This is a genomic window from Actinosynnema sp. NPDC020468, assembly GCF_040642015.1.
Lineage (GTDB): Bacteria > Actinomycetota > Actinomycetes > Mycobacteriales > Pseudonocardiaceae > Actinosynnema.
Window position 1 is genome coordinate 54,577 of the sequence record NZ_JBFAEO010000006.1, and the last position, 24,338, is coordinate 78,914.

The window sequence follows — 24,338 nt, forward strand, 5'->3', positions numbered from 1 at the left end:
GCACGGTGTTCTCGGGGTTTGCTGGACCGATGGTGTTGATCGGGGTCGAGGACGTGGCGGCGCCCCGGTGGGCGACGCGGGGGCGCGAGGCGGCGGCGGTCGGGTTGGGCAAGGCGTTGCGGAGCCTGCCCGACGCGGTGCGGTTGGTCGTCGGGATGGCCTGGCGCGTGTCACCGCGGTTGACCGCCGCGGCCGGGGTGGTGCACGTGCTGTCCGGCTGCGTGACGGCGTTCGGGCTGCTGGCGACGGCCGACGTGTTCAGCGCGCTGCTGAGGGACGGCCCGACTCCCGAACGGGTGATCTCGTCACTGCCCGCGTTGGCCGTGGTGATCGCCTCGTACGTGGCGCGGGCGCTGTTGGACTCGGCGGTGGCGGCGGTCGAGGGGTCGCTGCGACCCCGGGTGTCGCGGGTGGCCAACGACGAGGTGACGGCCGTGCTGGTGCGGGCCGACCTGCTGTCGTTCGAGGACGCGGACTTCCGGGAGTTGGCGCGGCAGGGCGGTCGGCAGGGGGTGCGGAGCATCGAGACGTCGCTGCGGTCGACCGCCGACCTGCTGTCCTCGACGATCGCGCTGGTCGCGGCCGTGCTCACGGCCGCGCTGCTGAACCCGTGGCTCGCGCCCGCGCTGCTGCTCGCGGCGGCGGCGAACGCGTGGGCGGCGGCACGGGTGTCCAAGCTGCGCTACGAGCACTTCCTCGACTCGGTGACCAGGAACATGCGCAAGGGCGTGGTCGAGAAGGTCGCCACGGACCGGGCGTTCGCGCTCGAGCGGCACGCGCTGACGTTGCAGGACGTGCTGCTCGCCGAGCACCGGCGGATCGCGGAGAGCCTGATGGCCGACGAGATCCGGATGGCGCACCGCACCAACGCCGTCCGGCTGACCGGCAGGGCGCTGGCGGGTGTCGGCACCGGCGTCGCCTACGCGGCGCTGGGCGTGCTGCTGGCGACCGGCTCGATGGGGTTGGCGCTGGCCGGCACGGCGGTGCTGGTGATGCGGACCGGGTTCTCGGCGCTGTCGAACACCACCCGGTCGGTGAACTCGCTCTACGAGGACTCGCTGTACCTGGAGTTCTACCGGCGGCTGCTGGTCGAGGGCGCGGAGCGGGCGCAGGTCACCGGTGGCGCGGCGGCGCCCGCCGATCCGGAGTCGATCACGCTCACCGGGGTGTCGTTCACCTACCCGGGCAAGGACGAACCCGCGTTGCGCGACGTCGACCTGACCGTGGCACGGGGTGAGGTGGTGGCGCTGGTCGGCGAGAACGGGTCGGGCAAAACGACCCTCGGCAAGGTGCTGACCGGGTTGTTCCCGGCGACCGGCGGCACCGTGCGGTGGGACGGGGTGGACCTCGCGTCGGTCGACCCCGGGTCGGTGCACCGGTCGGTGGCGGTGATCGCGCAGGAGCCCGCGCGGTGGCCGATGACCGCGCGGAACAACGTCGTGGTCGGGCGGTTGGAGCGGGACGACGAGGACGCGTGGCTCGACGCCGTGGTGAAGTCCGGCGCGGACGAGGTGATCGCGACCTTGCCCGCCGGCGCGGACACGGTGCTGTCGCGCGATTTCACCGAGGGCCAGGACCTGTCGGGCGGGCAGTGGCAGCGGATGGGCATCGCCCGCGGGTCGTACCGGGACGCGGCGGTGCTGGTGGCCGACGAGCCGACGGCGGCGCTGGACGCCCGTGCCGAGGCGCGCGTGTTCGAGGGGTTGCGGCAGGCCACCGCGCGGCGGACCACGATCCTGGTCACGCACCGGCTGGCGAACATCCGCAACGCCGACCGGATCGTGGTGCTCGACCGGGGGCGGGTCGTGGAGCAGGGCACGCACGACGAGCTGATGGCGGTGCGCGGGCACTACCACGAGCTGTTCGAACTCCAGGCCGCCGCGTACCGGGGCGGCCTGCTGACCCCGGAACCCGGCGCCCGCTAGGCCGTCACCGACAGCGTGGAGCCCGTCCTGGACTTCCGGACGAACAGCCGGGTCGGCACGCGCTGCCGGAGTTCCTCCACATGCGACACCAGGCCCACGACCCGACCGCCCGCGCGCAGGTCGTCCAGGGTCGCCATGACCAGTTCGAGGGTTTCGGCGTCCAGGGTGCCGAAACCCTCGTCGATGAACAGCGTGTCCAGCACCGCGCCGGCCGCCACCACGTCGGACAGGCCCAGCGCGAGCGCCAGCGAGGCCAGGAAGGACTCGCCGCCGGACAGCGTCTTGGCGGGCCTCGCCTGACCCGAGTAGTCGTCCAGCACGTCCAGGCCCAGGCCGCCGCGGGCGCCGCGCGGACCGGCCTCGGTCGAGTGCACGAACCGGTAGCGGCCGTGGCTCATCCGCTCCAGGCGGGCGCTCGCCGCGACCGCGACCTCCTCCAGCCGGGCGGCCAGCACGTAGGTGCGCAGCGTCATGCTCTCCGCGTTCTGCCCGCGCCCGTTGATCACGTCGGTCAGCGCGTCCAGCTCGGCGTACTCGGCCAGCACCGGCTCGAGCCGGTCCCACGCCACCCGCAGCCCCTCGGCCAGCTCACCCACCCGGGCCGCCCGCCGGCGGGCCTGGGTCAGCTCGCCCGCCACCTGCTCGGCGGCCGCCGTCGCGGCCCGGAACCGGGTCTCGGCGCCGGTCACGTCCACCTCGGCGTCCGGCGGGGTGTCCGCCAGCTCCTCGAGCACCGCCGACGCCGTCACCCGCGCGTCGTCCACCTCGCGGACCCGCGCGTCCAGCCCGGTGACCACCGCCTCGGTGCGCGCCGCCCGCAACGCCTCCTCCACGTCGGCGAACCCGGCCGTCGCGGCCAGCCCGGACACCCGGACCCGCTGCTCGGCCACCCGCTCGGCGTGCTCGGCCACCGCGCCCCGCCGCTCCCACGCCGCGGTCAGCGCGTCGGCCAGGCCCAACAGGTGGTCCCGGCGCGCCACCACGTCCGGGAACCCGCCGCGCGCCTCCTCCAGCCGTTCCGCGCGCAGCCGCACGACCTCGGTCAACCCGGCGTGCTGCTCGCCGACCTGCGCGACCTCGCGCTCCAGCTCGGACCGGGTGGCACGGGCCGTCTCGACCTTGCGCTCCAACCCGGCCAGCGCCTCGGCCCTGGCCGCCCGCTGCCCGGCCAGGTCCCGCACGACCCGGTGCTCGGCGAGCAGCGCGGCTGGCTCCGCGTCACCGATCACCTCGCGCACCCGCTCGAGTTCGGCACCAGCCCGTTGCGCGGCCTCCTCGGCCTTGCCGCGGCGTTCCTGCGCCTGCTGCTCGCGCACGGCGGCCCGGTCCTCGTCGGCCGCCGTCACCGAGTCGAGCATCGGCGGCGCGGGCGCCGGGTGGTCGGCCGAACCGCACACCGGGCACGCGCGACCGGCGTGCAGCGACGCGGCCAGCTCGACGGCCATGTGGTCCAACCGCTGCTTGCGCACGTCCTGCCAGGCCGCGCGAGCCCTCTGGTGCTCGTCCACCGCCGCCCGGCGCGCGTCGTCCAGTCGCCGGAACGCCTCCTCGGCCCCGGGCACCGCGCGCGCCGCCTCGGCCCGGGCCGCCGCCTCGGGCAGCCGCACCTCGGCGATCCTGGCCTCGTCCACCGCCGCGGTCGCGGTCGCCAGCAGCCCGGGCGCCTTCTCCAGCCGTGCCACCAGGTGCGCGAGCCGCTCCGCGCGGTCCGCGAGCCGACCGTCCAGTTCGCGCACCCGCCGCAGGTCGACCCGCTGCGCGCCGGCCTCGTCGGCCAGCCGGGCGAGCCCGCCCGCCTCCTCGCGGAACCGCTCGCCGTCGCCGCGCCAGTCGACACCCTCGTACCCGAGCGCCTCCACCGCCTCGGCGGCGGCACCGGCCGCCGCCGTCACCGCCTCCAGCGCGCGCTCCAGCGTCAGCGCCGACTCGTGCGCCGGCACCACGGCCGCCGCGCGCCGGGCCGCGTCCCGCTCCCGGATCCACGCCGACCGCTGCGGCTCGGCCTGCTCGCACCGGGCCAGCACGGCCCGCGCGCCGCGCACCCGGGCCACTCGCTCGGCCGCCGTGCGCGCCTCGTGCCACGCCCGCTCGGCCGCCGCCCGCTCCGCGCCGATCTCCTCGACCTGGCGCTCGACGTCGCCGACCGCCTCGCCGAGCCCCTTCAGCAGCGAACTGAGCCACTCCTCGTCGCCACCACCGTCGGGCACCCCCTCGCCGACCGTCTCGGCGACCCGCAACGCGTGCTCCCGGCTCTCGACCTCCCACCGCTCGACCGCGCGCCGCGCCTCCACCCGCCGCTCCCGGAACCACTTCTCCACGTCCAGGAACCGCTCGGTGCCGAACAACCGCTCCAGCAACTTCTCCCGCTCGGCCGTCTCGGCGCGCAGGAACCGGGCGAACTCGCCCTGCGGCAGCAGCACGACCTGGAAGAACTGCTCGGCGGTCATCCCGACCAGGCTCTCCACCTCGCGGGCGACCTCGTCGATCCGGGTGTGCCCCTCGCCGTCCCAGCCGCTCAACCAGGTCAGCGACACCTGCGCCTGCTGCCGGGTCGACCCGCCACCGCGCTTCTTGGGCCGCTCGTACTCGGGACTGCGCTTGAGCAGGAACCGCCGCCCGCGCACGGTCAACTCCAACTCGACCGTCGTCGGCGTGTCCCGCCCCGCGTAGTCGCACCGCAACCGCTTCACGTCGCCACGGGCACCGGGCACCCGCCCGAACAGGGCGAACGCCACCGCGTCGAGCAACGTCGTCTTCCCCGCGCCGGTGTCACCGTGCAGCAGGAACAACCCGTCCGCGCCGAGCCGGTCGAAGTCGACCTCCTCCCGCCCCGCGTACGGCCCGAACCCGCACACCGCCAACCGGTGCAGCTTCACGAACCCCCCTCACCCACGACCGCGACCACCCGACCCGCACACGGAGTCATAACGCATCCCGACGCGGCACCACGACCCCGCCCACACCCGCCGCGCCACCGCGCACGTCCACCGAGCACCGCCCGACACCACGCCGAGTCACGAAGCCTCCCCACCGACCGCCGCCACGAACGCCCCACCCGGCACCGCGCGCCCGAGAGCCGCCCAGGACACCGCGCGCCACCTCGCCACAAGACCCCTCGACCGCCACCACGCGACTCCGACCCGGCCCACCCGACATCGCCCGGCCCACAGCCGCCTGCCACCGGCGCGCCGACCCGTCACGAGGCTCCTCGACCGCCGCCGGACGCCCGCGCACACCCCCGTCACCGACCGCTCACCGCCGACGCCCTGCCCAGCGCCCCGCCCGCCACCGGATGCCCAGGCACGACCTCGGCCACCGACCGCTCACCCGGCCTGCCGCCAACGCACCGCCCGACACGCCCCCGGCCCGCCACCGGACGCCCGCGCACGACCTCGGTCATCGACCGCTCACCCCGCCCGCCGCCGACGCACAGCCCGCCCGGCACACCCTCGCCGCCGCCGATGACCCCACCCGGCGCACCGCCCCCGTCACGACGCCTCCTCGCGGGCCGCCGCGGCGAACGCCTCGCGCAGCAGCGCGACCTCGCGCGGGTTCGGCGGCTCGCCGCGCACGTCCTCCAGGAAGCAGCACGCCACCTCCTCGTCGGACCGCCCGCGCACCCGCTCGGCGAACCGCAGCTCACCGGTGCGCCCGCCCTCCGGCCGCCACTCCACGTGCACCGCGTGCGGGAACCGGGCCTGGAGCCTGCGCAGCGCGTCCAGCGGCCGGACGCGGTCGGTCAGCGTCACGGACAGGAAGTGCTCGGCGACCGCGTCGTGCTCCGGCGCGCGCAGCACCTCCTCCAGCGACCCGGCCAGCGTCGACAACGCCCGCGGCACGGGCAGCTCCCGCCGCTCGACGCCCGCCAACCCCTCGGGCGACAGCTCGACCAGCCACACCGACTTGCGCTGCCGGGCCTCGGAGAACGAGTACGCGAGCGGGCTGCCCGAGTACCGCAGGTGCTCGGCCAGCGTCTGGTGCCCGTGCAGGTGCCCCAGCGCCACGTAGTCGACACCGGCGAACACCGAGCCCGGCACGTCCTGCACGCCGCCGACCGCGATCGTCCGCTCGGACTCCGACGCCTCGCCACCGGTGACGAACGCGTGCGCCAGCACGACCGACCGCACCCCGCGCCCGGCCAGGTCCGCGCGCACCCGCCGCATCGCCTCCCCCAGCACGCCCGCGTGCCCGCGCGCGTCCGGCACGCCCAGCGTGTGCCGGGCCGTTTCCGGCTCCAGGTAGGGGATCCCGTACACCGCGACCGGACCCGCCTCGTCCGCCAGCACGACCGGCACGTGCAACTCGGCGACCCTGGTCCGCAGGTGCAGCCCGCCCGCCGCGGCGAACCCGCCGAACAGCCCGAGCCGCGCCGCCGAGTCGTGGTTGCCCGGTGTCACCACCACCCGCGCGCCCGCCGCGCGCACCCGCTCCAGCACGCGCGTGCACACCGCGACCGCCTCCGCGTTCGGCACCGCGCGGTCGAACAGGTCGCCGGAGACCACCACCGCGTCGACCCGCTCGGCGGCCACCAGCTCCGCCAGGCCCGACAGCACCGATTCCTGCTCGCGCAGCAGGTCACGGCCGTGGAACGAGCGTCCCACGTGCCAGTCGGACGTGTGCAGCAACCTCATGGCGATCACGCTATTGGCGACCACCGACAGAACCGGGCACTCGACCTCGGCGTGTCGCTCGAACGTGTGATCGCACCCGGATGCGCCATGATCGTGGGGTGACAGCGGTCCTCAGCACGGCGGCGGTGGTGGTCGCGCTCCTGCTCGCGGGCGCTCTGGTGGTGCTGTGGCGCCTCTACCAGGACAGCGTTCGACGCACCGACGCCGCGCTCGCCGCGATCCAGGTCGAGCGGCAGCGCGGCGACGCCCAGCAGGTCGCGCTCCAGCGCTACGAGGTGGCGTTCTCCTCCGTCAGCGGAAGGGGTGAACTCGGCGAGCAGGTGCTGGTGCAGACCGCCAGGCTGCTCGGCCTGCGCGAGGGCCTGCACTTCGAGCTCCAGGTGGACGTGGCGGGCGGCGGCACGGCCCGGCCGGACCTGGTGCTCACCGTCGGCGGCGGCCGGCAGGTGCCGGTGGACGCGAAGATGAGCATGGCGACGTGGGCCGAGGCGGTCGAGACCGACGACCCGGGCGAGCGCGCCGACGCGTTGCGCGTGCACGTGCGCAACATCCGCTCGCGGGCCGCCGAGCTGGCAGGCAAGGGCTACCAGCGCTGGGCCGACGCGATCTACGGCACGATCATGTTCGTGCCCAACGACGGCGCGGTGGTCGCCGCCCTGGACACCGATCCCGAGCTGCTGCGCTGGCTGCTCGACCGGCGGATCTTCCTGTGCGGGCCGACCGGGTTCGCGGTGATCGCCTCGGCGGCGGTGTTCGCGGTGACCGACCGGGCGCTGGCCGACGACGTGGAGCAGGTGCGGGCGCAGGCGAGCCGGGCGCACCGGGCGGCGGACGCCGCGGTCGAGGCGGTGAACCTGTCCAGCACGCACCTCCAGCGGTTCCTGTCCGCCCGCAGGCGGGAGCTGGACGCCCTGGAGGGCTTCCGGGCCGCCGTCGAGCCGCTGACCAACGCCTCGGCGAGCCCCACCCCGATCCCGCCGGTGCGCCGGGCCGACGAGCAGAACGGGATCGGTGCAACCTTGGAGGCACGCGAGGCGTGATAGTCGTCGGATACCGTGTGTCGTCTTCAAGAAGCACCGGACGAGGAGTGTGGCGTGACCGCTGCAACGCGTGACCGGCACCGCGAGCCGGGCGACGACGAGTTGACCGACGTCGCCTGGAACGACCGCGCCCTGTTCGGGACCTTCCGCGGCCTGCCCTGGTGGGCGGCCGTGATCGCGACGTTCGTGATCGCCGCCATCGGCACGTTCATCGACGTCGGCTCGTCCAAGACGGTCGGCTGGGTGTTCGCCGTCCTGTTCTTCCTCGGCGCCGTGGGCGCGGCGGTCTTCGTGGAGCGCCGCTCGATGTTCGGCCCGGTCGTGCAGCCGCCGCTGGTGCTGGCGATCATCGTGCCGATCGTGGTGGTGCTGACCCAGGGCCTGCCGAAGGGCGGGTTGACCTCGGTCGGCCTGTCGCTGGGCAAGCCGCTGATCGACGGCTTCCCGGCGATGGCCCTGACGACCGCGTGCACCGTCCTGGTGGGCGTGTACCGGGTGCTGCGCCAGAAGGACCCGAACCGGGTCACCAAGGCCGAGGTCCGCGCGTCCGACGCGACCCCGTCCGACGAGGGCCGCGAGGAGCGTCCCCGGCGCGCCCGCCCGGCGTCGGCGGACCGCCCGCGCCGCCCCGCCTCCGACCGCGGGGCCGACCGCCCGGCCCAGCGCCGGCCGCGCCGCGAGGACTAGCGGGTACGCCGAAGGCCGGCGACCGCGGGTCACCGGCCTTCGCGGGGTGCGGACCTAGCGGACCATGTCCTTGCGGAGTTCGCGGGGCAGCGCGAACGCGATCTTCTCGTTCGCGGTGGTGATCTCCTCGACCTGGCCGTAGCCGTGGTCGGCGAGGAACTCGAGCAGGTCCATGACCAGGATGTCCGGCACCGACGCGCCCGAGGTGACGCCGACCGTGGTGACACCGTCCAACCAGGACGGGTCGACCTCGCGGGCGTAGTCGATCAGGTACGACGCGCGGGCGCCCGCCTGGAGCGCGACCTCGACCAGCCGCACCGAGTTCGAGGAGTTCCTGGAGCCTACGACGAGCACCAGGTCGCACTCCGGGGCCATCGTCTTGACCGCGGTCTGCCGGTTGGACGTGGCATAGCAGATGTCGTCCGACGGCGGGTCCTGGAGGTCGGGGAACCGCTCCTGCAACTGCCGCACGCGCACCATGGTCTCGTCCACCGACAGCGTCGTCTGGGACAGCCAGACCACCTTGGACGGATCGCGCACGGTCACCTTGTCGACGTCGGCGGCGGTGTCCACGAGCTGGATGTGCTCGGGCGCCTCGCCGGCCGTGCCCTCGACCTCCTCGTGGCCCTCGTGGCCGATGAGCAGGATGTCGTAGTCGTCGCGGGCGAACCGGCGCGCCTCGTTGTGGACCTTGGTCACCAGCGGGCAGGTGGCGTCGATGGTGCGCAGCTGCCGGGCCTCGGCCTCCTGGTGCACCATCGGCGACACGCCGTGCGCGGAGAACACCACGAGCGCGCCCTCGGGCACCTGGTCGGTCTCGTCCACGAAGATCGCGCCACGCGCGGACAACGTCTCCACGACGTGCTTGTTGTGGACGATCTCCTTGCGCACGTAGACGGGCGCGCCGTACTGCTCCAACGCCTTCTCGACGGTGACGACGGCGCGGTCCACGCCGGCGCAGTAGCCACGCGGCTTGGCCAGGAGCACTCGCTTGTCCATGCCCACAAGGGTACGGCGTGGCGGAGGTAGGCATCCGCCGCCCGACTGCGGCAGGCTAGGGCGCATGAAGCCACTGCCGCTGCCCGTCCGCCTCGCCGCGGGACTCGCGGTCACCGCCGTCGAGCAGGCCCGCAGGCTGCCGGCACAGCTCGCCGGGTTGCCGGTCACCGTCGTGAGCGAGGCGCTCCAGCTGTCCATGAGGGTTCAGCAGCGCGTGACGGAACTCGCAATCAAGGGTGACGACGCGCTGTCGGTGCTGCGGCCGACCGAGCCGGAACCGGAGTGGGCGACGTTCGACGAGGACGTGGAGCCGGGCGAGGCGCCCGACGACGAGTCCGACCCGTGGGCCGACGAGGAGCAGGCGCTGGCCTCCGAGTCGCCGTCGGCGCTGCCGGACTACGACGGGCTCACGCTGCCGCAGCTGCGCGCGAAGCTGCGGTCGCTGTCGGTCGAGGACCTGGAGCAGCTGCTCGACCACGAGCGCACGCACGCGGCGCGCCCGGAGTTCACCGGCATGCTGACGAGGCGCATCGCGAACCTGCGCTCCGAGTCGTGAGCGACGACAAGCCCACCGCGGAGAACCCCTGGCCGGTGCGGACCGTCGCGAACAAGGTCGCGATGTGGATCAACCGGCTGGGCGCGGTGTGGGTCGAGGGCCAGGTGACGAAGGTCAACCTGCGCCAGGGCATGGCCAAGCAGTTCATGGACCTGCGCGACCCCGCGGTGAACATGACGGTGGCGATGCGCGTGCCGACGAGGCTGCTGGCGGACCTGAGGCTGTCCGACGGCGACCGGGTGGTCGTGCACGGCAAGCTGAACTACTACACCGAGCGCGGTTCGCTGAGCCTCGAGGTGGACGAGATCCGCGCGGTCGGCGTGGGCGAACTGCTGGTGCGCATCGAGATGCTGCGCAAGCTGCTGGAGGCCGAGGGCCTGTTCGACCCGCGCCGCAAGCGCCGGCCGCCGTTCCTGCCGAACCGGATCGGGTTGATCACCGGTCGGGCGTCGGCGGCGGAGCACGACGTGCAGGTGAACGCGCTGGCCCGATGGCCGCAGGCGCGGTTCCTGGTGGTGAACGTGCCGGTGCAGGGCCCGAACGCGGTGCCGGAGATCGTGCCGGCGCTGGCCAGGCTGGACGCGGACCCCGAGGTCGACGTGATCGTGCTGGCGCGCGGCGGCGGCAGCCTGGAGGACCTGCTGCCGTTCTCCGACGAGACGCTGTGCCGCGCGGTCGCGCGCTGCCGGACGCCGGTGCTGTCCGCGATCGGGCACGAGCCGGACACCCCGTTGGTGGACTACGTCGCGGACGTGCGCTGCTCGACGCCGACGGACGCCGGAAAACGTGTCGTGCCCGACGTTGCGGAGGAGTTGCACCGCGTGTCCCAGATGCGCGAACGGGCCCGGCGGGCGTTGCGCGGCTGGGTGGACCGGGAACGCCAGGGCCTCACGTCGTTGAGGTCCCGACCTGCGCTTTCGGACCCGCACGGCCCGTTGCGGCGGCGCGCGGAGGACCTCGACCAGTGGCGGGAGCGCGGTCGGCGGGCGATCCGGAACAGACTCGATTCAGAACACGCGGCACTGGTCTCGACCACGGCGCGCTTGACGACCCTCGGACCGGCCGCCACCCTGGCGCGGGGGTACGCGGTCGTGCAGGTCGCCGGTGACGGCGTGCTGCGGTCGGCGGCCGACGCGCCGGTGGGCACGCACCTGAGGGTCAGGCTGGCGGACGGCGCCGTGCACGCGGTCGTGGAGCGGGTCGGCGAGGTCGGCGACCTCGGTGGAGTCGGTGGGGTCGGGGAAGGAGGCGGCGGTGACTGAGCACGGGACCACGTTCCTGCCCTTGACCGTGTCCGCCGCGGGCGAGGCGGACGACGACGGCGCGCGCACGGTGCGGGTGCGCGCCGAGGCGGCGGACCGCGCGGCGGCCGAGTGCTGGGTGTCGCTCGTCGCGGGCTGCACGTCCGGCCGCCAGACGTTGATCAACAGGCTGCACGACCTGTCCGAGGCCACGTCCGGCTACGCGGGCACGCGCTGGTGGCTGTCGCACGGCTCGGTGCACCGCAGGCGGGTGTCCGAGGCCGAGCACCGCATCGACGACGCGGTGCGCGAGGGTGACGGCGCCGAGTTCGCCGAGGCGTTCATCGGCTACGACCAGGCCGTGGCGACCGTGGTCGTGCACGTCCGGAACCGATTGGGGAAGTCGTCCACGTGACGGAACCGGGTTACGAAGAGGCCAGGGACCAACTGGTCGAGGTGGTACGCCGACTGGAGTCGGGCGGTCTCTCGCTGGACGAGTCGCTCAAGCTCTGGGAGCGCGGCGAGGCGCTGGCGAAGACCTGCGAGAAGCACCTGGCGGGTGCCGCCGAGCGGATCGATCAAGCGCTGGGTGTGACCGAGCAGGGGGCACCGGACGCCCGATGACGTGCGAGGATTGGTCTACCGGCCGGTATTCGCATGAAGGAGCGTCATGGTGTCTGGCAGCAGCCCGTCCGAACGTCGTCGCGAAGCGCCCGACCGGAACCTCGCGCTCGAACTCGTCCGCGTGACGGAGGCGGCCGCGATGTCCGCGGGGCGCTGGGTGGGTCGTGGCGACAAGAACGGCGGCGACGGAGCCGCGGTCGACGCGATGCGCAAGCTCATCGGAACGGTGTCGATGCGCGGTGTGGTGGTGATCGGCGAGGGCGAGAAGGACGAGGCGCCCATGCTGTACAACGGCGAGCAGGTCGGTGACGGCAACGGTCCCGACTGCGACGTCGCGGTGGACCCGATCGACGGCACGACGTTGATGGCCAAGGGCATGCCGAACGCGCTGGCGGTGCTCGCGGTGGCGGAGCGGGGCGCGATGTTCGACCCGTCCGCGGTGTTCTACATGGAGAAGCTCGCGGTGGGCCCGGAGGCGGCGGACGTCGTCGACATCACCGCGCCGATCGCGGAGAACATCCGGCGGGTGGCGAAGGCCAAGCACAGCGACGTGTCGGACGTGACGGTGTGCATCCTGGACCGGCCGCGGCACGAGGCGCTGGTGGGCCAGGTGCGGGCGGCTGGCGCGCGGATCCACTTCATCTCCGACGGCGACGTGGCGGGCGCGATCTCGGCGGCGCGGCCGGACACGGGCGTGGACCTGCTGGTGGGCATCGGCGGCACGCCCGAGGGGATCATCGCGGCGGCGGCGCTGAAGTGCATGGGCGGCGAGATCCAGGGCCGGTTGTGGCCCAAGGACGACGAGGAGCGCGAGAAGGCGATCGGCGCGGGTCACGACCTGGACCGGGTGCTGACCACGAGCGACCTCGTCCGGGGCGACAACGTGTTCTTCTGCGCGACCGGTGTCACCGACGGCGACCTGGTGCGCGGCGTGCACTACCGCGCGGGTGGCTGCACGACCCAGTCGATCGTGATGCGGTCGAAGTCGGGCACGGTGCGGATGATCGACGGTTTCCACCGGTTGACGAAGCTGCGCGAGTACGCGTCGGTGGACTTCGACTTCCCGTCCGACGAGAACGCGCTGCCGCCGCTGCCGTAACACTCCTGTCAAAGGTGAACGGACCGTTACAGTTCGTTGGTAGGTGGTCACTAGGTACGGATTGTCCATAGTTTCCGATTTGTTCCCGGCTCTCCCTGCGCCGGGGACGGAGAGGAAAAGATGAAGGCTCGTACCCTGTTCACCGCGCTGGCGGTAGCGGTCGGCGCGGCGTTCGCGGCGGTCGGCGGCGCCTCCGCGGCACCGACGACGGACGGCGGCGTGTCACCGGCCATCGTCGGCGGCGGCAACGCCACGCAGGTCTACTCGTTCATGGTCTCCCTGCAAAGCACGTCGGGCAGCCACTTCTGCGGCGGCTCCCTGATCAAGGCCAACTGGGTGGTGACGGCGAAGCACTGCGTCCAGGGCCGGTCGGCGAGTTCCATCCGGACGCGCATCGGCACGACCAACCGCACCAGCGGCGGCACGGTGGCCACCGGCGCCCAGATCGTCACGCACCCGACCTACGACATCGCGCTGCTCAAGCTGAGCACGTCGGTGAGCCAAACCCCGATCGCGGTCGCGTCGGCGTCGGGCGCGACGGGCACCGCCACCCGGATCATCGGCTGGGGCCAGACGTGCGCCCCGAGCGGGTGCGGCGGCGCGCCGGTCACCCTCCAGGAGCTGAACACGTCGATCGTGGCGGACGGCAGCTGCCAGGGCATCAACGGCGCGCAGGAGATCTGCACCAGCAACCCCGGCGGTCGCGCGGGCGCCTGCTACGGCGACTCGGGCGGTCCGCAGGTCAAGTCCGTCGGCGGCGCGTGGCAGCTGATCGGCGCCACCAGCCGCGCGGGCAACAGCAGCTCCACCTGCGCGACCGGCCCGTCGATCTACATGGACGTGCCGTCGTTCCGCTCGTGGATCAGCCAGTACGCGGGAACCGTGTAGTCACGCGCTTCCCATTCGGGCCGCTCTCCTTCCCTGAGGAGAGCGGCCCGTTCTGCTTTCGTTACCCGGTGTCGGCAACCCTGATTGTCCGTGCCACGTCTCCACGGGCAGGTGAACCACTTCAGGGGGAATGCAATGCGCAGGGTGATGTTGGTGGCGGTGGCACTGCTGGCGACGGCGTGCGGGGCGGCCCAGGCGCCGGCCGCCGCACCGTCCACAGTGGTCCCGACGCCGGTCGTGGTGCCGCCCACCGTGGCGGTCACGACGCCGGACCCGCAGCCCGCGCCGCCACCTCCGCCGGTGACCGTCGAGGGCACCCCGTGCGACCTCACGCGCGGCGCGTGCGTTCGCCTGTCCAGCAAGGAGACGTGGCTGATCGACGGCGGGAAGGTGGTGTTCGGCCCGGTGCCGATCACGTCCGGCCGACCGGGCTACGAGACGCCGACGGGCACGTTCCCCGTGCTGTACCAGGTGAAGGACGAGTGGAGCAGGCCGTACAACGCGCCCATGCCGTACACCACCTACTTCACCGACTACGGAATCGGCTTCCACGAGGGCGGCCTGGACGTGGCCTCGCACGGCTGCGTGCACCTCTCGCCGGACGCGGCGGTCCGGTACTTCGAATTCCTCCGGAAGGGTGACCAGGTTCAGGTGGTCGGCTGAGCGCCGGGGTTACATCATCGCCCGGACGGGTAACCGCCGACCGAGGGGTGATTCGAGATGAAAGTACTCGGAACTGTTCTGGCCGCACTGGCGTTAAGCGTCGGTTTCGCGGCCCCCGCGTCCGCCGCCGGCGGCACTCCGTGCGCCATCCGGGAAGGCGCCTGCCTCCAGCTGTCCACCAACCAGGCGTGGCTGGTGTACCACGGCAACGCCAGTTACGGGCCGGTGCCGGTGACCACCGGCAGGCCCGGCTACGAAACCCCGGTCGGCACCTTCCCGGTGCTGCGCAAGGTGCGCAACGACTGGAGCATCCCGTACAACGCGCCGATGCCGTACTCGACCTACTTCACGTCGGACGGCATCGCGTTCCACGAGGGCAGCCTGAGCGTGCCCTCCCACGGCTGCGTGCACCTGTCGCACGAGGCCGCGGTGACGTTCTACGACAACCTGCTGGTCGGCGAACAGGTGCAGGTCGTCCCCTAGGATTCCGCGCTGGAGTGACCGGGGAACAGGTGGGCTTCGGGGTTCAGCCGCACGGCGATGTTGTTGACGGCCGTCGCGGCTTCCCCGAACCCCGTCGCGATGAGCTTGACCTTCCCGGGGTACTGCGCCACGTCGCCCGCCGCGTAGACCCGGTCCCGGGCGGTGCGCATGGTGGTGTCCACCACGATCGCCCGGTGGTCGAGGTCCAGTCCCCACGACTCGATCGGGCCGAGGTCGGCGGTGAACCCGAGCGCGGCGACGACGGTCTGCGCGGGCAGCACCCGGCGTTCGCCCTCGACCTTCAGCTCCACCTCGGCGAGACCGTCCTCGCCGCGCAGTTCCAGCACCTCGGCGTTGGTGACGACCTCGACGCCCAGGTCGCGGACCTGGCGGACGGTGGGCGGGTGCGCCCGGAACGTGGCGCGGCGGTGCACGACCGTGACGCTCGCCGCGAACGGGTGCAGCGCCAGCGCCCAGTCGAACGCCGAGTCGCCGCCGCCGACCACCACGACGTCCTGGCCCGCGTGCGCGCTCAACGCGGGCACGAAGTGCACCACGCCGCGGCCGAGCCACCCGTCGCCCGCGGGCAGCGGACGTGGCCGGAACTCGCCGATGCCGGCCGTGATCAGCACCGCGCCGGCGGTGACCGTGCCGCCGTCGGCGAGCCCGACCACGATCCCGTCGTCCACTGTGGACAGTGTGCGGGCCTGACTGCCCAGCAGGTAGCGGGGGTCCCACTGGTTGGCCTGCTCCACGAGCGCGGTGACGAGGTCACGGCCGCGCACGGCGGGGAAGCCGGCCACATCGAAGATCATCTTCTCCGGGTACATCGCGGTGATCTGACCGCCCGCCTCGGGGAGCGAGTCGACCAGCGCGACGGACAGGTCCCGGAATCCCGCGTAGTAGGCGGCGAACAGCCCCGTGGGGCCGGCTCCGACGACGAGCAGGTCGACCTTGTGGTCCATGACACACGACCATAGGTGGTGCAGGCCACCGTGCCCAGTAAGGCAAGGCGGTCCAAACTCGGGTCATGGGCGAACAGGAGTACCGCGTCGAGCACGACACCATGGGCGAGGTCCGGGTGCCGGTCGACGCGTTGTGGCGGGCGCAGACGCAGCGCGCGGTGGAGAACTTCCCGGTGTCGGGACGCGGGTTGGAGCGGACGCAGATCAGGGCACTCGGGCTGCTGAAAGCGGCCGCGGCGCGGGTGAACGCGGAGTTGGGCGTGCTGCCGTCGGACGTCGCGGAGGCGATCGCCTCGGCCGCGGACGCGGTGGCGGCGGGCGGGCACGACGAGCACTTCCCGGTGGACGTGTTCCAGACGGGTTCGGGCACGTCCTCGAACATGAACGCGAACGAGGTCATCGCGACGCTGGCCACCCGGTCGCTCGGTCGCGACGTGCACCCGAACGACCACGTGAACGCCTCGCAGTCGTCCAACGACACGTTCCCGACGACCCTTCGGGTTGCCGCAACGGAGGCCGTGGTGCGGGACGTGCTGCCCGCGCTGGAGCACCTGGCGTCGGTGCTGGAGCGGCGCGCGGCGGAGTGGTCGGACCTGGTCAAGTCGGGTCGCACGCACCTGATGGACGCGGTGCCGATCACGCTGGGCCAGGAGGCGGGCGCGTGGGCCGCGCAGGTCCGGTACGGGGTGGAGCGGTTGACCTCCAGCCTGCCGAGGCTCGCGGAACTGCCCATCGGCGGCACGGCGGTCGGCAGTGGCCTGAACGCGCCGGTCGGTTTCGGCGCGGCCGTGGCGGCGGAGTTGGCCCGGGTGACCGACCTGCCGCTGACCGAGGCGCGCGACCACTTCGAGGCGCAGGCCACGCAGGACGGCGTGGTCGAGATCTCGGGTCAGCTGCGCACCACGGCGGTCGGCCTGTTCAAGATCGCGAACGACCTGCGCTGGCTCGGCTCGGGCCCGCGCACGGGCCTGGGCGAGCTGGCCCTGCCCGATCTCCAGCCGGGGTCGTCGATCATGCCGGGCAAGGTGAACCCGGTGATCTCCGAGGCCACGATGATGGTGGTCGCGCAGATCGTCGGCAACGACGCGGCGGTGGCGTTCGCGGGCGCGCAGGGCAACTTCCAGCTGAACGTGATGCTCCCGGTCATCGCCCGCAACGTCCTGGAGTCGGCCCGCCTCCTGGCCGCCGTGTCCCGCCTGCTGGCCGACAAGGTCCTGGTCGGCGCCGAACCCCAGGTCGACCGCCTCCGCGAGTACGCCGAGTCCTCCCCGTCCATCGTCACCCCGCTGAACCGCTACCTGGGGTACGAGGAGGCGGCGTCGATCGCCAAGCAGTCCCTGAAGGAGCGCAAAACCATCCGCGAGGTGGTCCTGGAACGTGGCCACGTCCCGGCCAAGCTGACCGAGGCCCAACTGGACGAGGCCCTCGACGTCCTCCGCATGGCCCGCGGCGGCCACTGACCCCCACCGGAGGTGACGACCGCCGCCCCACACCGGCCGTCACCTCCGGCCCTCCCCTGCCGACCCTCCGCGACATCCCAGCCCAACCGGCATCGTCGGGCAGGCATCGTCAGGCACGCATCGTCGGGCAGGCATCGTCGGGCACGCACCGTCCGGCCGACATCCCCACCCCCGCGCGGAATCCCCACCCCACCGGGCGACACCCACCACCCCACTCACCCGGAAACGTCGTACCTCTCCGGCAGAATGGAAATCGGGGGCTGCTCAGCACGCCTGAGCCCCACCACGCACCCCAGCGCGACCACCACGGCCCCCAGCAACCCCACCGCGGTCAGCTCCTGCGCGCCCAGCGCCACCGACGCCACGAGTCCCGCCACCGGCATCAACCCGATCAGCACCCCCGCCCGGTCCGCGCCCAGCTGCGCCACCGCGAAGTACCACAACCCGAACGCGACCGCGGTCAGCACCACGCCCAGCACCACCAGCGCGACGCCCTCCCGCGCGGTCGGCACCTGCCAGCCGCCCACGAACGTCCCCAGCACGCCACCCACCGCGGCGGCGATGAAGCAGCACCAGGTGGCCACCGCGACCCCGCCCAGCCGGCGCACCACGCCGACGGCGAACAGCGTGAACGACGCCTCCCCCATCATGGTGAGAATCGCGAGCACCAACCCCGGCCCGTGCCACGACCCGCCGCCGGAGAGCACCACCACACCCGCGACCACGACCGCCGCGCCGACCACGGCGGGCACCGCCGGTCTCCGCCCGGCCGCCAACGGCGCGATCAACGCCAGGACCAGCGGACTCGCCCCCAGCACGGCCGCCACGAACCCCGGCTCGGCGTACCGCTGCGCGTAGAGCACGCACGCGTTGAACCCGAGCATGCCGGTGACGACGAGCGCGCCCAGCGCCACCCAGTCCCGCCCTGCCGGCCGAGGCAGCCGACCACCGCGCAGCAGCGTCCAGCCGAGCAGCACGACGCCGCCCAGCGCGTACCGCATGGCCTGACCGGTGAGCAGCGGGTAGTCCTGGAGCAGGCCGGTGACGGGCACCGACGCGCCCACGATCACCGAGGTCAACGCCCCGGCCGCGATGGCGGTTCTCATGACTGCCACTGTCGGTGACAGGTGGTCCAGGCTTAAGCTCCAATTCGATGGCCACGAACTGGACCACTTATCGCGAGCTGCTGCTCCCGACCGCGCCCGGCCGACGCCGGGGGGTCGAGACGGAACTGCGCCGCGCCGTCCGCGACGGCCGCCTCGCGCCGGGCACCCGACTCCCCTCCAGCCGCGACCTGGCCGACCAACTGGGCGTCGCCCGGGGCACCGTCACCGCCGCCTACGAGCAGCTCGTCGGCGAGGGCTACCTGGTCGCCAAGCGCGGCTCGGGCACCACCGTCACCGCCGCCTGCACCTGGCCCGACTCGTTCCCCGCCGAACCGCCACCGACCCCGCGCTGGCGCTACGACCTGCGCCCGGGCCTGCCGGCCCTGAACGCGTTCCCGCGCGAGGAGTGGTCGCAGGCGCAGAAGTCCTCACTCCTGGACCTCCCGGTGGACGACCTCGGCTACCCGGACCCCGCGGGCTACGCCCCGCTCCGCCGGGAGCTGGCCGACTACCTGGGTCGGGTCAGGGCGGTCGCCGCCGGACCGTCCCAAGTGGTCGTCACCAACGGCGCCGCCGAGGGGTTGTCCCTGCTCGGCCGTACCCTGCGCGACGCCGGGCACCGCACGGTCGCCGTCGAGGAACCGAGCCACTTCGGCGCGGCGGGCATGCTCGCGTCCCACGGCCTGGAGGTGCTGCGGGTCCCCGTGGACGACAACGGCATCCAGGTCGACAGACTGTCCACACTGGACTGCCGGGCGGTGCTCGTCACCGCCGCCCACCAGTTCCCGCTGGGCGTGGTCCTGCACCCGACCCGCCGGCACGCCCTGCTGGAGTGGGCGCGCGGCGTCGACGGCCTCGTGATCGAGGACGACTACGACGCGGAACACCGCTACGACCGCCCGGCCACCGGCGCGATGCAGGCCCTGGACCCGACCCGCGTGGTGCACCAGGGCAGCACCAGCAAGGTCCTGGCCCCGGCCCTGCGCCTGGGCTGGCTGGTCCTGCCGTCGACCCTGCGTGACTCCGTGGTGGAGCGCAAGCGCCTGGACGACCTGGGCACCGGCACCCTCCCGCAGGCCGCCTTCGCCCACCTGCTCAGCAGCGGCGGCTACGACCGCCACCTGCGCCGAACCCGGCACCTGTACCGCACGCGGCGCGACGCCCTCCTCTCCGCGCTGGCCGAAACCCTGCCGGCCTGGCACCCGATCGGCGTGGCCGCGGGCCTGCACGTCGTGGTCCGCCTACCACCACACACGGACGACCGCTCCGTCCAGGAACGCCTGTCCCACCAGGGAATCAACGCCCTGGCCCTCTCGAACTACACCACCGCGCCCACCTTCCCGGCTCTCGTCCTCGGTTACGCCGCCCTGACCCCGGACCGCCTGCGCGCCGCGGTCCGACTCATGGCCGACACCCTCACCACACCCTGATCACCAACCCACCCGGACTCGCGCACCACTCCGAACTCCGAGCCGAGCACTCCACCCCACCACCCCTGCCCGCCACCGACCACTGTGGCGAGCAGAAGCCATGGGCCGTTGTCGCAGCCGGAGCAGCGATCGGCAAGCCCTGGGCGGGCTTGTCCCGGCACACCGGCCGTCCGCCACCCGACCGCGGTTCCCTTGAGCGGCAAGCGGCTCCGACGACGTCTCCCACCGGCCCCAACCGCGGACCGAACGCCGGAACCGTCGTCCCTTCCGGCAACCCCACGCGGCCTCCGCCGACCGATGCCCGGTCCACGGCACGCCACCCGGCACCGTCCACTCCCGACACTCCCCCGCCCCGTTCGCGCTCGACGGTCCGGGTGGTCCGGCCGAGCACGGGAGCAACCCCCGCACCCGACCGGACCGTCTGTCCGGCAACGGTCACACCGGCATCGGCACCCCAGGAGGCCCTAGCTGATCTTTCCGCCGGTGTAGCCGTTCGCACCGGCGGTGTACAGGTAGTGCCCGCCCACCGACCCGCGGAACAGCACCAACCGACGACCGTCGGTCCGGGTGAACAGGGTCGGGTCCGAGTAGGCCGCCTCGGCGCCGACCCGGGTCAACGGGCCGTACCCGCCGCCGACCGAGGTCTGCCTGGCCACCGCCACACCGCCGTCCTTGGTGCGGACACCGACGTCGACGAGCCCGTCCGGGCCGACCGCCGCGCTCGGGTCACCGTCGACCTCGAGCCCAGGCGCCAGGTCCGTCGAGCTGAGGATCTTGTTGGAGTTGTCGACCAGCACCCGGAACAGGCTGCCCTGGGTGCCGCGCGCCAACACCGCCACCGTGGTCGGCGTCTCCCGCACGATCGCCGGGGTGCCCTGCACGATGTTGCCGGACTGCCAACCCGGCTCGATCACGCCGTTCCGGTCCCGCATGGTGTGCAGGAACCCGCCGAGCGTGTCCCTGATCGCCAGCAGCACCGATCCGTCGCCCAGCGCCAGCGCGGCCGGCCGCGCGTCGTAAACCCCCGGCACGCCGATCTGCTGCCACGGCCCGGACCCGAGCCCGGTGGTGACGCTCGGCACGCCCGCACGACGCCACAGCGAGCCGTCGGGGTCCACCGCGTACGCGACCAGCTGGTCGCCGACGCGCACCGTGGTGAGCGTCGTCCGGTTCCACCCCGGCACCGTCGGGCCGAACTGGGAGCCTCGGCCGGGATCGATGTCGGTGTACTCGTACTGGCCGCTCGCGGTCACCGGCAACGCGATCGCCTTGGTACCGCGCACGTCCACCGGCACGGTGCCCCAGACGAGAGGCCCCCTGGTGGTCACCGTGTGGAAGTCGAACGCACCGCCGGTGGTCTCCGAACCCTCGGACAGCGTGCCGCCGCCGACGTGGTAGACGCCGAGCTTGCCGCCGATCTCCACCACGGTGCTCGCGTGCCGCGGCTCGCCGACCACGGTCGGCTCGAAGGGGCCCCACTGCGGCACCCGCGCGCAGGTGTCCGGCGAGCCGACCGTGTCCAGGTCGTTGCCCCAGTCGTAGCCGACGACACGCCCGTTCGCGTCGGCCCAGTCCACGTCGCCCGCGCTCTCGGCGACGTCGCGGTTCCAGTAGAGATCACCGTTCTTCTGGGCGCCGTAGAGCACGCCGCCGCCGACGCCGACGATCTTCCACAGGTTGTCCCACTCGGTGCCGACACCGTCGGCGGGGTACAGCTTCTGGCTCTCCGCCTGGTAGCGGAAGCGGTGCAGGTCGCCGTTCGCGGTGCGGCCGTACAGCAGGCCGGGACCGGACGCGACCAGGTAGTTGTACCCGCCGTACCCGCCGCCGATCTTGGTCCACGCCAGCGACGCGTCGCCGCGGGCCGCCCGGTACAGGTCGCCGGACACGATCTTGTAGAAGTCACCGCGCTCGTCGACCGTGATCAGGTTGCGCGGCGCCTTGGCCGTGGTCCAGTCGGACTTGGTCACCGGCAGGACCTCGTAGTCGCGACCGCCGAACTGCTCCCACCACGTGCCGTTCCAGCGGAACCGGCGCACCTCGCCGGCGTCGGTGATGTTGTAGACCTCGCTGTTCGGGCCCGCGAGCGTGCGACCGGCCCAGCCCCAGCCGATCTGCCGCACGGCGGGCCACGAGAAGTCGCCCGTGGCGGGCGCGCCGTGCTCGTAGAGCCACAGGTCGCCGTCCCGCTGCACGGTGAACACCCGCGCGGTCGGCGAGCACTGCGCCGCCCCCGCGGCCTGTGCCGACGACGGTAGTGCGACCACCAGACTCGCGACCGTCGCCGTGACGGCCGCGACACCCCCCAAAACCTTTCCCCTCAACGGATCCCCCTCGGATCGACCGACCGGTCCCCCCGGTCGTTGACAACGGTATCGATGAGCACCGACAGTTTCGGCGTTGACCGACAGGCGTTTGCGTGAACAGACGTTCGACGTGACCCCCCGATCGAGGCCGACCGTACCGGGCGGAGGGGTCGGGGGGAACGAAGATCTCCCGATCGGGGGACACCCGGATGCCGGCCGCCGGTTTTTGTCGGTACCCCCGTTCATCATGGTCGGCATGTTGTTCTCCGAGGTCGTAGAGACGTCCGCCGCCGTGGCGGCGACGCGCTCCCGCCTGGCCAAGGTCGAGGCCCTGGCCGGGCTGGTGCGCCGGATGAGCACGCCCGCCGTCGTGTCGTTCCTGGTGGGTGTGCCCAGCCAGGGTCGCGTGGGTGCGGGTTTCCGCACGGTGTTCGACATCGAGGTGCCGCCCGCGCCCGGGCCGGTGCTCACGGTGTCCGATGTGGACGGAGCGTTGGGCGACTTCGCGGCGATCGGCGGAAAGGGCGCGGCCGGACGGCGGACCGCCGCGCTGGCCGCGTTGTTCGGTCGGGCGACGGCGGCGGAGCAGGACTTCCTCCGCCGGCTGCTCACCGGCGAGCTGCGCCAAGGTGCACTCGAAGGGGTGATGTTGGACGCCGTGGCGAAAGCCGCGGACGTGCCGGGAGAGGTGGTGCGCCGGGCGTTCATGCTGTCCGGCAGCCTCACCGCGACGGCGGCCGCGGCCCTGTCCGGCGGCGCGGAGGAGTTGGCGGCGTTCCGGCTGGAGGTCGGCCGGCCGGTGCGCCCGATGCTCGCCTCACCCGCCGGGTCGTTGCCGGAAGCGTTGGCGGAGCTGGGTTCCTGCGTGGTCGACCACAAGCTGGACGGCGCGCGGATCCAGGTGCACCGGTCCGGCGCCGAGGTGCGGGTGTTCACCAGGACGTTGCGCGAGATCACCGCCACGGTGCCGGAACTGGTCGAGCTGGTGCGCGCGCTGCCGTGCTCGGCGGTGGTGCTGGACGGGGAGACGCTCGCGCTCGACGACGCGGGCAAACCCCGGCCGTTCCAGGAGACGATGAGCCGGTTCGGCGCGCAGGACGTGCGGGAGCTGCTGCTGAGCCCCTTCTTCTTCGACTGCCTGCACCTGGATGGCGTCGACCTGCTGGACGTGCCGCTGCGCGACCGGTTGGCGGCGCTGCGGGCGGTGGCGGGCGCGCACGTGGTCCCCGGCGCGGTGGAGCCGGACGGTGAGCGCGCGGCGGCCGTGCTGGCCGAGGCGCTGGCGGCGGGAAACGAGGGCGTGGTGGTGAAGTCGCTGGAGTCGGTGTACGCGGCGGGCCGGCGCGGCCGAGCGTGGCAGAAGGTGAAACCGGTCCACACGCTCGACCTGGTGGTGCTCGGCGTGGAATGGGGCAGCGGTCGGCGGCGCGGCCTGTTGTCCAACCTGCACCTGGGCGCGCGGGACCCGGACGGCGGCCCGCCGGTGATGGTCGGCAAGACGTTCAAGGGTTTGACCGACGAGCTGCTCGCCTGGCAAACCCGTGAGCTGTCGGCCATCGCGACCGAGAAGGGCGACTGGGTGGTGAAGGTGCGCCCGGAGTTGGTGATCGAGATCGAACTGGACGGCGTCCAGGTCAGCACCCGCTACCCGGGAGGCGTGGCACTGCGCTTCGCCCGGGTGGTCCGCTACCGCCCGGACAAGGATCCGTCCGAAGCCGACACGATCGACGGCGTGCGCGCCCTGCTACCGAAGGGGGGGTGAGGCCCTTGGCCAACCCGACAACTGAACAGCGAGCAGCACGCCGCAGTCGCCGCAGTCCTGTGAGGACGGTCAGGAGCGCGCGGGCGTACCGCCTTCACACCGGAGCCGGGTGAGGCGGACTCCCTCGCGACTTCCTTGCCCCACAAGGCGATCCCCGACTCGGGCACCTCGCCCAGCCTGGGCGGTTCCCGGGCTGCGCCGAAGGTCGGCCGAGGCCGAGCGGTCGGGCCAAGCCGTGGTTCGGAGTCGAGCCGAACCACGGACGTGCCGCCGCTCGACGGGCAGGCCGACGCCTTTCGCGCGGAGGTTGCCGGACGGGCGGCCGAACGCGGGGACCCTGCGCCCGCCGACGGCCGGACGTCACGACCGGACGCCACGACCGGACGACCGCGGTCACGGGCGGCCGTCGCCTCGGGGAATCGCCCGGTGGCCACGGCGCGGCCGCCGGCCGAGTCGATCGCGTCGGGCACGGC

General features: G+C 73.2%; 20 protein-coding genes. 14 read left to right on the top strand and 6 right to left on the bottom strand.

The annotated features are described in order from the left end of the window. The first annotated feature begins 29 nt into the window (after positions 1–29). Entirely contained in the window at positions 30–1,925 is a 1,896-nt protein-coding gene (locus AB0G50_RS07210; RefSeq protein WP_360103243.1) for an ABC transporter ATP-binding protein, read from the top strand. Here AB0G50_RS07210 and AB0G50_RS07215 read toward each other — a convergent pair. Continuing rightward, positions 1,922–4,801 carry an SMC family ATPase gene (locus AB0G50_RS07215; protein ID WP_360103245.1) on the bottom strand — a complete coding sequence of 960 codons (2,880 nt, stop codon included), beginning with the start codon at positions 4,799–4,801 and terminating at the stop codon, positions 1,922–1,924. The two genes, AB0G50_RS07210 and AB0G50_RS07215, sit on opposite strands and share 4 nt — an antisense overlap. A gap of 612 nt (positions 4,802–5,413) precedes the next feature. Continuing rightward, entirely contained in the window at positions 5,414–6,556 is a 1,143-nt protein-coding gene (locus tag AB0G50_RS07220) for an exonuclease SbcCD subunit D (RefSeq protein WP_360103247.1), read from the bottom strand. An 80-nt stretch (positions 6,557–6,636) separates the two neighbouring features. On the opposite strand from AB0G50_RS07220, the gene AB0G50_RS07225 reads away from it, so the two are divergent. Beyond that, entirely contained in the window at positions 6,637–7,596 is a 960-nt protein-coding gene (locus AB0G50_RS07225; protein WP_360103249.1) for a DNA recombination protein RmuC, read from the top strand. A 54-nt stretch (positions 7,597–7,650) separates the two neighbouring features. Continuing rightward, the gene (locus tag AB0G50_RS07230; RefSeq protein WP_360103251.1) at positions 7,651–8,283 is read left to right on the top strand and encodes a DUF6542 domain-containing protein; all 633 of its coding nucleotides are present in this window, start codon (positions 7,651–7,653) and stop codon (positions 8,281–8,283) included. A 54-nt stretch (positions 8,284–8,337) separates the two neighbouring features. Here the strand turns inward: AB0G50_RS07230 and AB0G50_RS07235 are convergent, their stop codons facing one another. Then, positions 8,338–9,282 carry a 4-hydroxy-3-methylbut-2-enyl diphosphate reductase gene (locus tag AB0G50_RS07235; RefSeq protein ID WP_360103253.1) on the bottom strand — a complete coding sequence of 315 codons (945 nt, stop codon included), beginning with the start codon at positions 9,280–9,282 and terminating at the stop codon, positions 8,338–8,340. Between the two features lie 64 nt (positions 9,283–9,346). Between AB0G50_RS07235 and AB0G50_RS07240 the strand changes: the two genes are divergently transcribed. The 8 genes from AB0G50_RS07240 to AB0G50_RS07275 all read left to right on the top strand — a co-directional run bounded on the left by AB0G50_RS07240 (position 9,347) and on the right by AB0G50_RS07275 (position 14,836). Continuing rightward, positions 9,347–9,838 carry a lipid droplet-associated protein gene (locus tag AB0G50_RS07240; protein ID WP_360103255.1) on the top strand — a complete coding sequence of 164 codons (492 nt, stop codon included), beginning with the start codon at positions 9,347–9,349 and terminating at the stop codon, positions 9,836–9,838. Further along, on the top strand, positions 9,835–11,100 hold the full coding sequence (gene xseA, locus AB0G50_RS07245; RefSeq protein ID WP_360103257.1) for an exodeoxyribonuclease VII large subunit: 1,266 nt from the start codon (positions 9,835–9,837) through the stop codon (positions 11,098–11,100). The genes AB0G50_RS07240 and xseA overlap by 4 nt, the downstream gene beginning before the upstream one ends. Next, positions 11,093–11,494 (top strand): sugar ABC transporter substrate-binding protein, encoded by a 402-nt coding sequence (locus tag AB0G50_RS07250; protein WP_360103259.1) that lies wholly within the window; start codon positions 11,093–11,095, stop codon positions 11,492–11,494. The genes xseA and AB0G50_RS07250 overlap by 8 nt, the downstream gene beginning before the upstream one ends. Continuing rightward, positions 11,491–11,703, top strand: a complete 213-nt coding sequence (locus tag AB0G50_RS07255) for an exodeoxyribonuclease VII small subunit (RefSeq protein ID WP_360103260.1) — start codon at positions 11,491–11,493, stop codon at positions 11,701–11,703. Before AB0G50_RS07250 ends, AB0G50_RS07255 begins: the two co-directional genes overlap by 4 nt. A 46-nt stretch (positions 11,704–11,749) precedes the next feature. Beyond that, positions 11,750–12,802 carry a class II fructose-bisphosphatase gene (glpX, locus tag AB0G50_RS07260; protein ID WP_360103261.1) on the top strand — a complete coding sequence of 351 codons (1,053 nt, stop codon included), beginning with the start codon at positions 11,750–11,752 and terminating at the stop codon, positions 12,800–12,802. Positions 12,803–12,922: 120 nt separating this feature from the next. Next, positions 12,923–13,690, top strand: a complete 768-nt coding sequence (locus AB0G50_RS07265) for a serine protease (RefSeq protein WP_360103263.1) — start codon at positions 12,923–12,925, stop codon at positions 13,688–13,690. 135 nt (positions 13,691–13,825) lie between these two features. Further along, positions 13,826–14,353, top strand: coding sequence for a L,D-transpeptidase (locus AB0G50_RS07270; RefSeq protein WP_360103265.1), 528 nt, complete (start codon positions 13,826–13,828; stop codon positions 14,351–14,353). A gap of 57 nt (positions 14,354–14,410) precedes the next feature. Further along, positions 14,411–14,836: a L,D-transpeptidase gene (locus AB0G50_RS07275; RefSeq protein WP_360103267.1), complete on the top strand. Its 426-nt coding sequence runs from the start codon at positions 14,411–14,413 to the stop codon at positions 14,834–14,836. On the opposite strand, the gene AB0G50_RS07280 is transcribed toward AB0G50_RS07275, so the two are convergent. Next, complete coding sequence (locus AB0G50_RS07280; protein WP_360103269.1) at positions 14,833–15,801, bottom strand: NAD(P)/FAD-dependent oxidoreductase; 969 nt, start codon at positions 15,799–15,801, stop codon at positions 14,833–14,835. The genes AB0G50_RS07275 and AB0G50_RS07280 overlap by 4 nt on opposite strands. Positions 15,802–15,866: 65 nt before the next feature. Between AB0G50_RS07280 and AB0G50_RS07285 the strand changes: the two genes are divergently transcribed. Next, a complete protein-coding gene (locus AB0G50_RS07285) occupies positions 15,867–17,261 on the top strand; it encodes a class II fumarate hydratase (protein WP_360103271.1) in 1,395 nt (464 codons plus the stop codon). A gap of 215 nt (positions 17,262–17,476) precedes the next feature. Here AB0G50_RS07285 and AB0G50_RS07290 read toward each other — a convergent pair whose 3' ends face one another. Beyond that, positions 17,477–18,367 carry a DMT family transporter gene (locus AB0G50_RS07290; RefSeq protein ID WP_360103273.1) on the bottom strand — a complete coding sequence of 297 codons (891 nt, stop codon included), beginning with the start codon at positions 18,365–18,367 and terminating at the stop codon, positions 17,477–17,479. 47 nt (positions 18,368–18,414) lie between these two features. On the opposite strand from AB0G50_RS07290, the gene AB0G50_RS07295 reads away from it, so the two are divergent. Next, the gene (locus AB0G50_RS07295) at positions 18,415–19,797 is read left to right on the top strand and encodes a PLP-dependent aminotransferase family protein (protein WP_360103275.1); all 1,383 of its coding nucleotides are present in this window, start codon (positions 18,415–18,417) and stop codon (positions 19,795–19,797) included. 464 nt (positions 19,798–20,261) lie between these two features. Here the strand turns inward: AB0G50_RS07295 and AB0G50_RS07300 are convergent, their stop codons facing one another. Beyond that, entirely contained in the window at positions 20,262–22,064 is a 1,803-nt protein-coding gene (locus AB0G50_RS07300; RefSeq protein ID WP_360103277.1) for a tachylectin-related carbohydrate-binding protein, read from the bottom strand. A gap of 295 nt (positions 22,065–22,359) precedes the next feature. On the opposite strand from AB0G50_RS07300, the gene AB0G50_RS07305 reads away from it, so the two are divergent. Continuing rightward, positions 22,360–23,865: an ATP-dependent DNA ligase gene (locus AB0G50_RS07305; RefSeq protein ID WP_360103279.1), complete on the top strand. Its 1,506-nt coding sequence runs from the start codon at positions 22,360–22,362 to the stop codon at positions 23,863–23,865. Positions 23,866–24,338 lie beyond the last annotated feature (473 nt).

Bases quoted from the DNA above. Each gene is read 5' to 3' on its own strand.
- AB0G50_RS07210 (WP_360103243.1), top strand. From the start codon at position 30: ATGGTGTTGATCGGGGTCGAGGACGTGGCGGCGCCCCGGTGGGCGACG.
- AB0G50_RS07220 (WP_360103247.1), bottom strand. From the start codon at position 6,556: ATGAGGTTGCTGCACACGTCCGACTGGCACGTGGGACGCTCGTTCCAC.
- AB0G50_RS07225 (WP_360103249.1), top strand. From the start codon at position 6,637: ATGCGCCATGATCGTGGGGTGACAGCGGTCCTCAGCACGGCGGCGGTG.
- AB0G50_RS07235 (WP_360103253.1), bottom strand. From the start codon at position 9,282: ATGGACAAGCGAGTGCTCCTGGCCAAGCCGCGTGGCTACTGCGCCGGC.
- AB0G50_RS07240 (WP_360103255.1), top strand. From the start codon at position 9,347: ATGAAGCCACTGCCGCTGCCCGTCCGCCTCGCCGCGGGACTCGCGGTC.
- glpX (WP_360103261.1), top strand. From the start codon at position 11,750: ATGGTGTCTGGCAGCAGCCCGTCCGAACGTCGTCGCGAAGCGCCCGAC.
- AB0G50_RS07265 (WP_360103263.1), top strand. From the start codon at position 12,923: ATGAAGGCTCGTACCCTGTTCACCGCGCTGGCGGTAGCGGTCGGCGCG.
- AB0G50_RS07270 (WP_360103265.1), top strand. From the start codon at position 13,826: ATGCGCAGGGTGATGTTGGTGGCGGTGGCACTGCTGGCGACGGCGTGC.
- AB0G50_RS07275 (WP_360103267.1), top strand. From the start codon at position 14,411: ATGAAAGTACTCGGAACTGTTCTGGCCGCACTGGCGTTAAGCGTCGGT.
- AB0G50_RS07280 (WP_360103269.1), bottom strand. From the start codon at position 15,801: ATGGACCACAAGGTCGACCTGCTCGTCGTCGGAGCCGGCCCCACGGGG.
- AB0G50_RS07285 (WP_360103271.1), top strand. From the start codon at position 15,867: ATGGGCGAACAGGAGTACCGCGTCGAGCACGACACCATGGGCGAGGTC.
- AB0G50_RS07290 (WP_360103273.1), bottom strand. From the start codon at position 18,367: ATGAGAACCGCCATCGCGGCCGGGGCGTTGACCTCGGTGATCGTGGGC.
- AB0G50_RS07295 (WP_360103275.1), top strand. From the start codon at position 18,415: ATGGCCACGAACTGGACCACTTATCGCGAGCTGCTGCTCCCGACCGCG.
- AB0G50_RS07305 (WP_360103279.1), top strand. From the start codon at position 22,360: ATGTTGTTCTCCGAGGTCGTAGAGACGTCCGCCGCCGTGGCGGCGACG.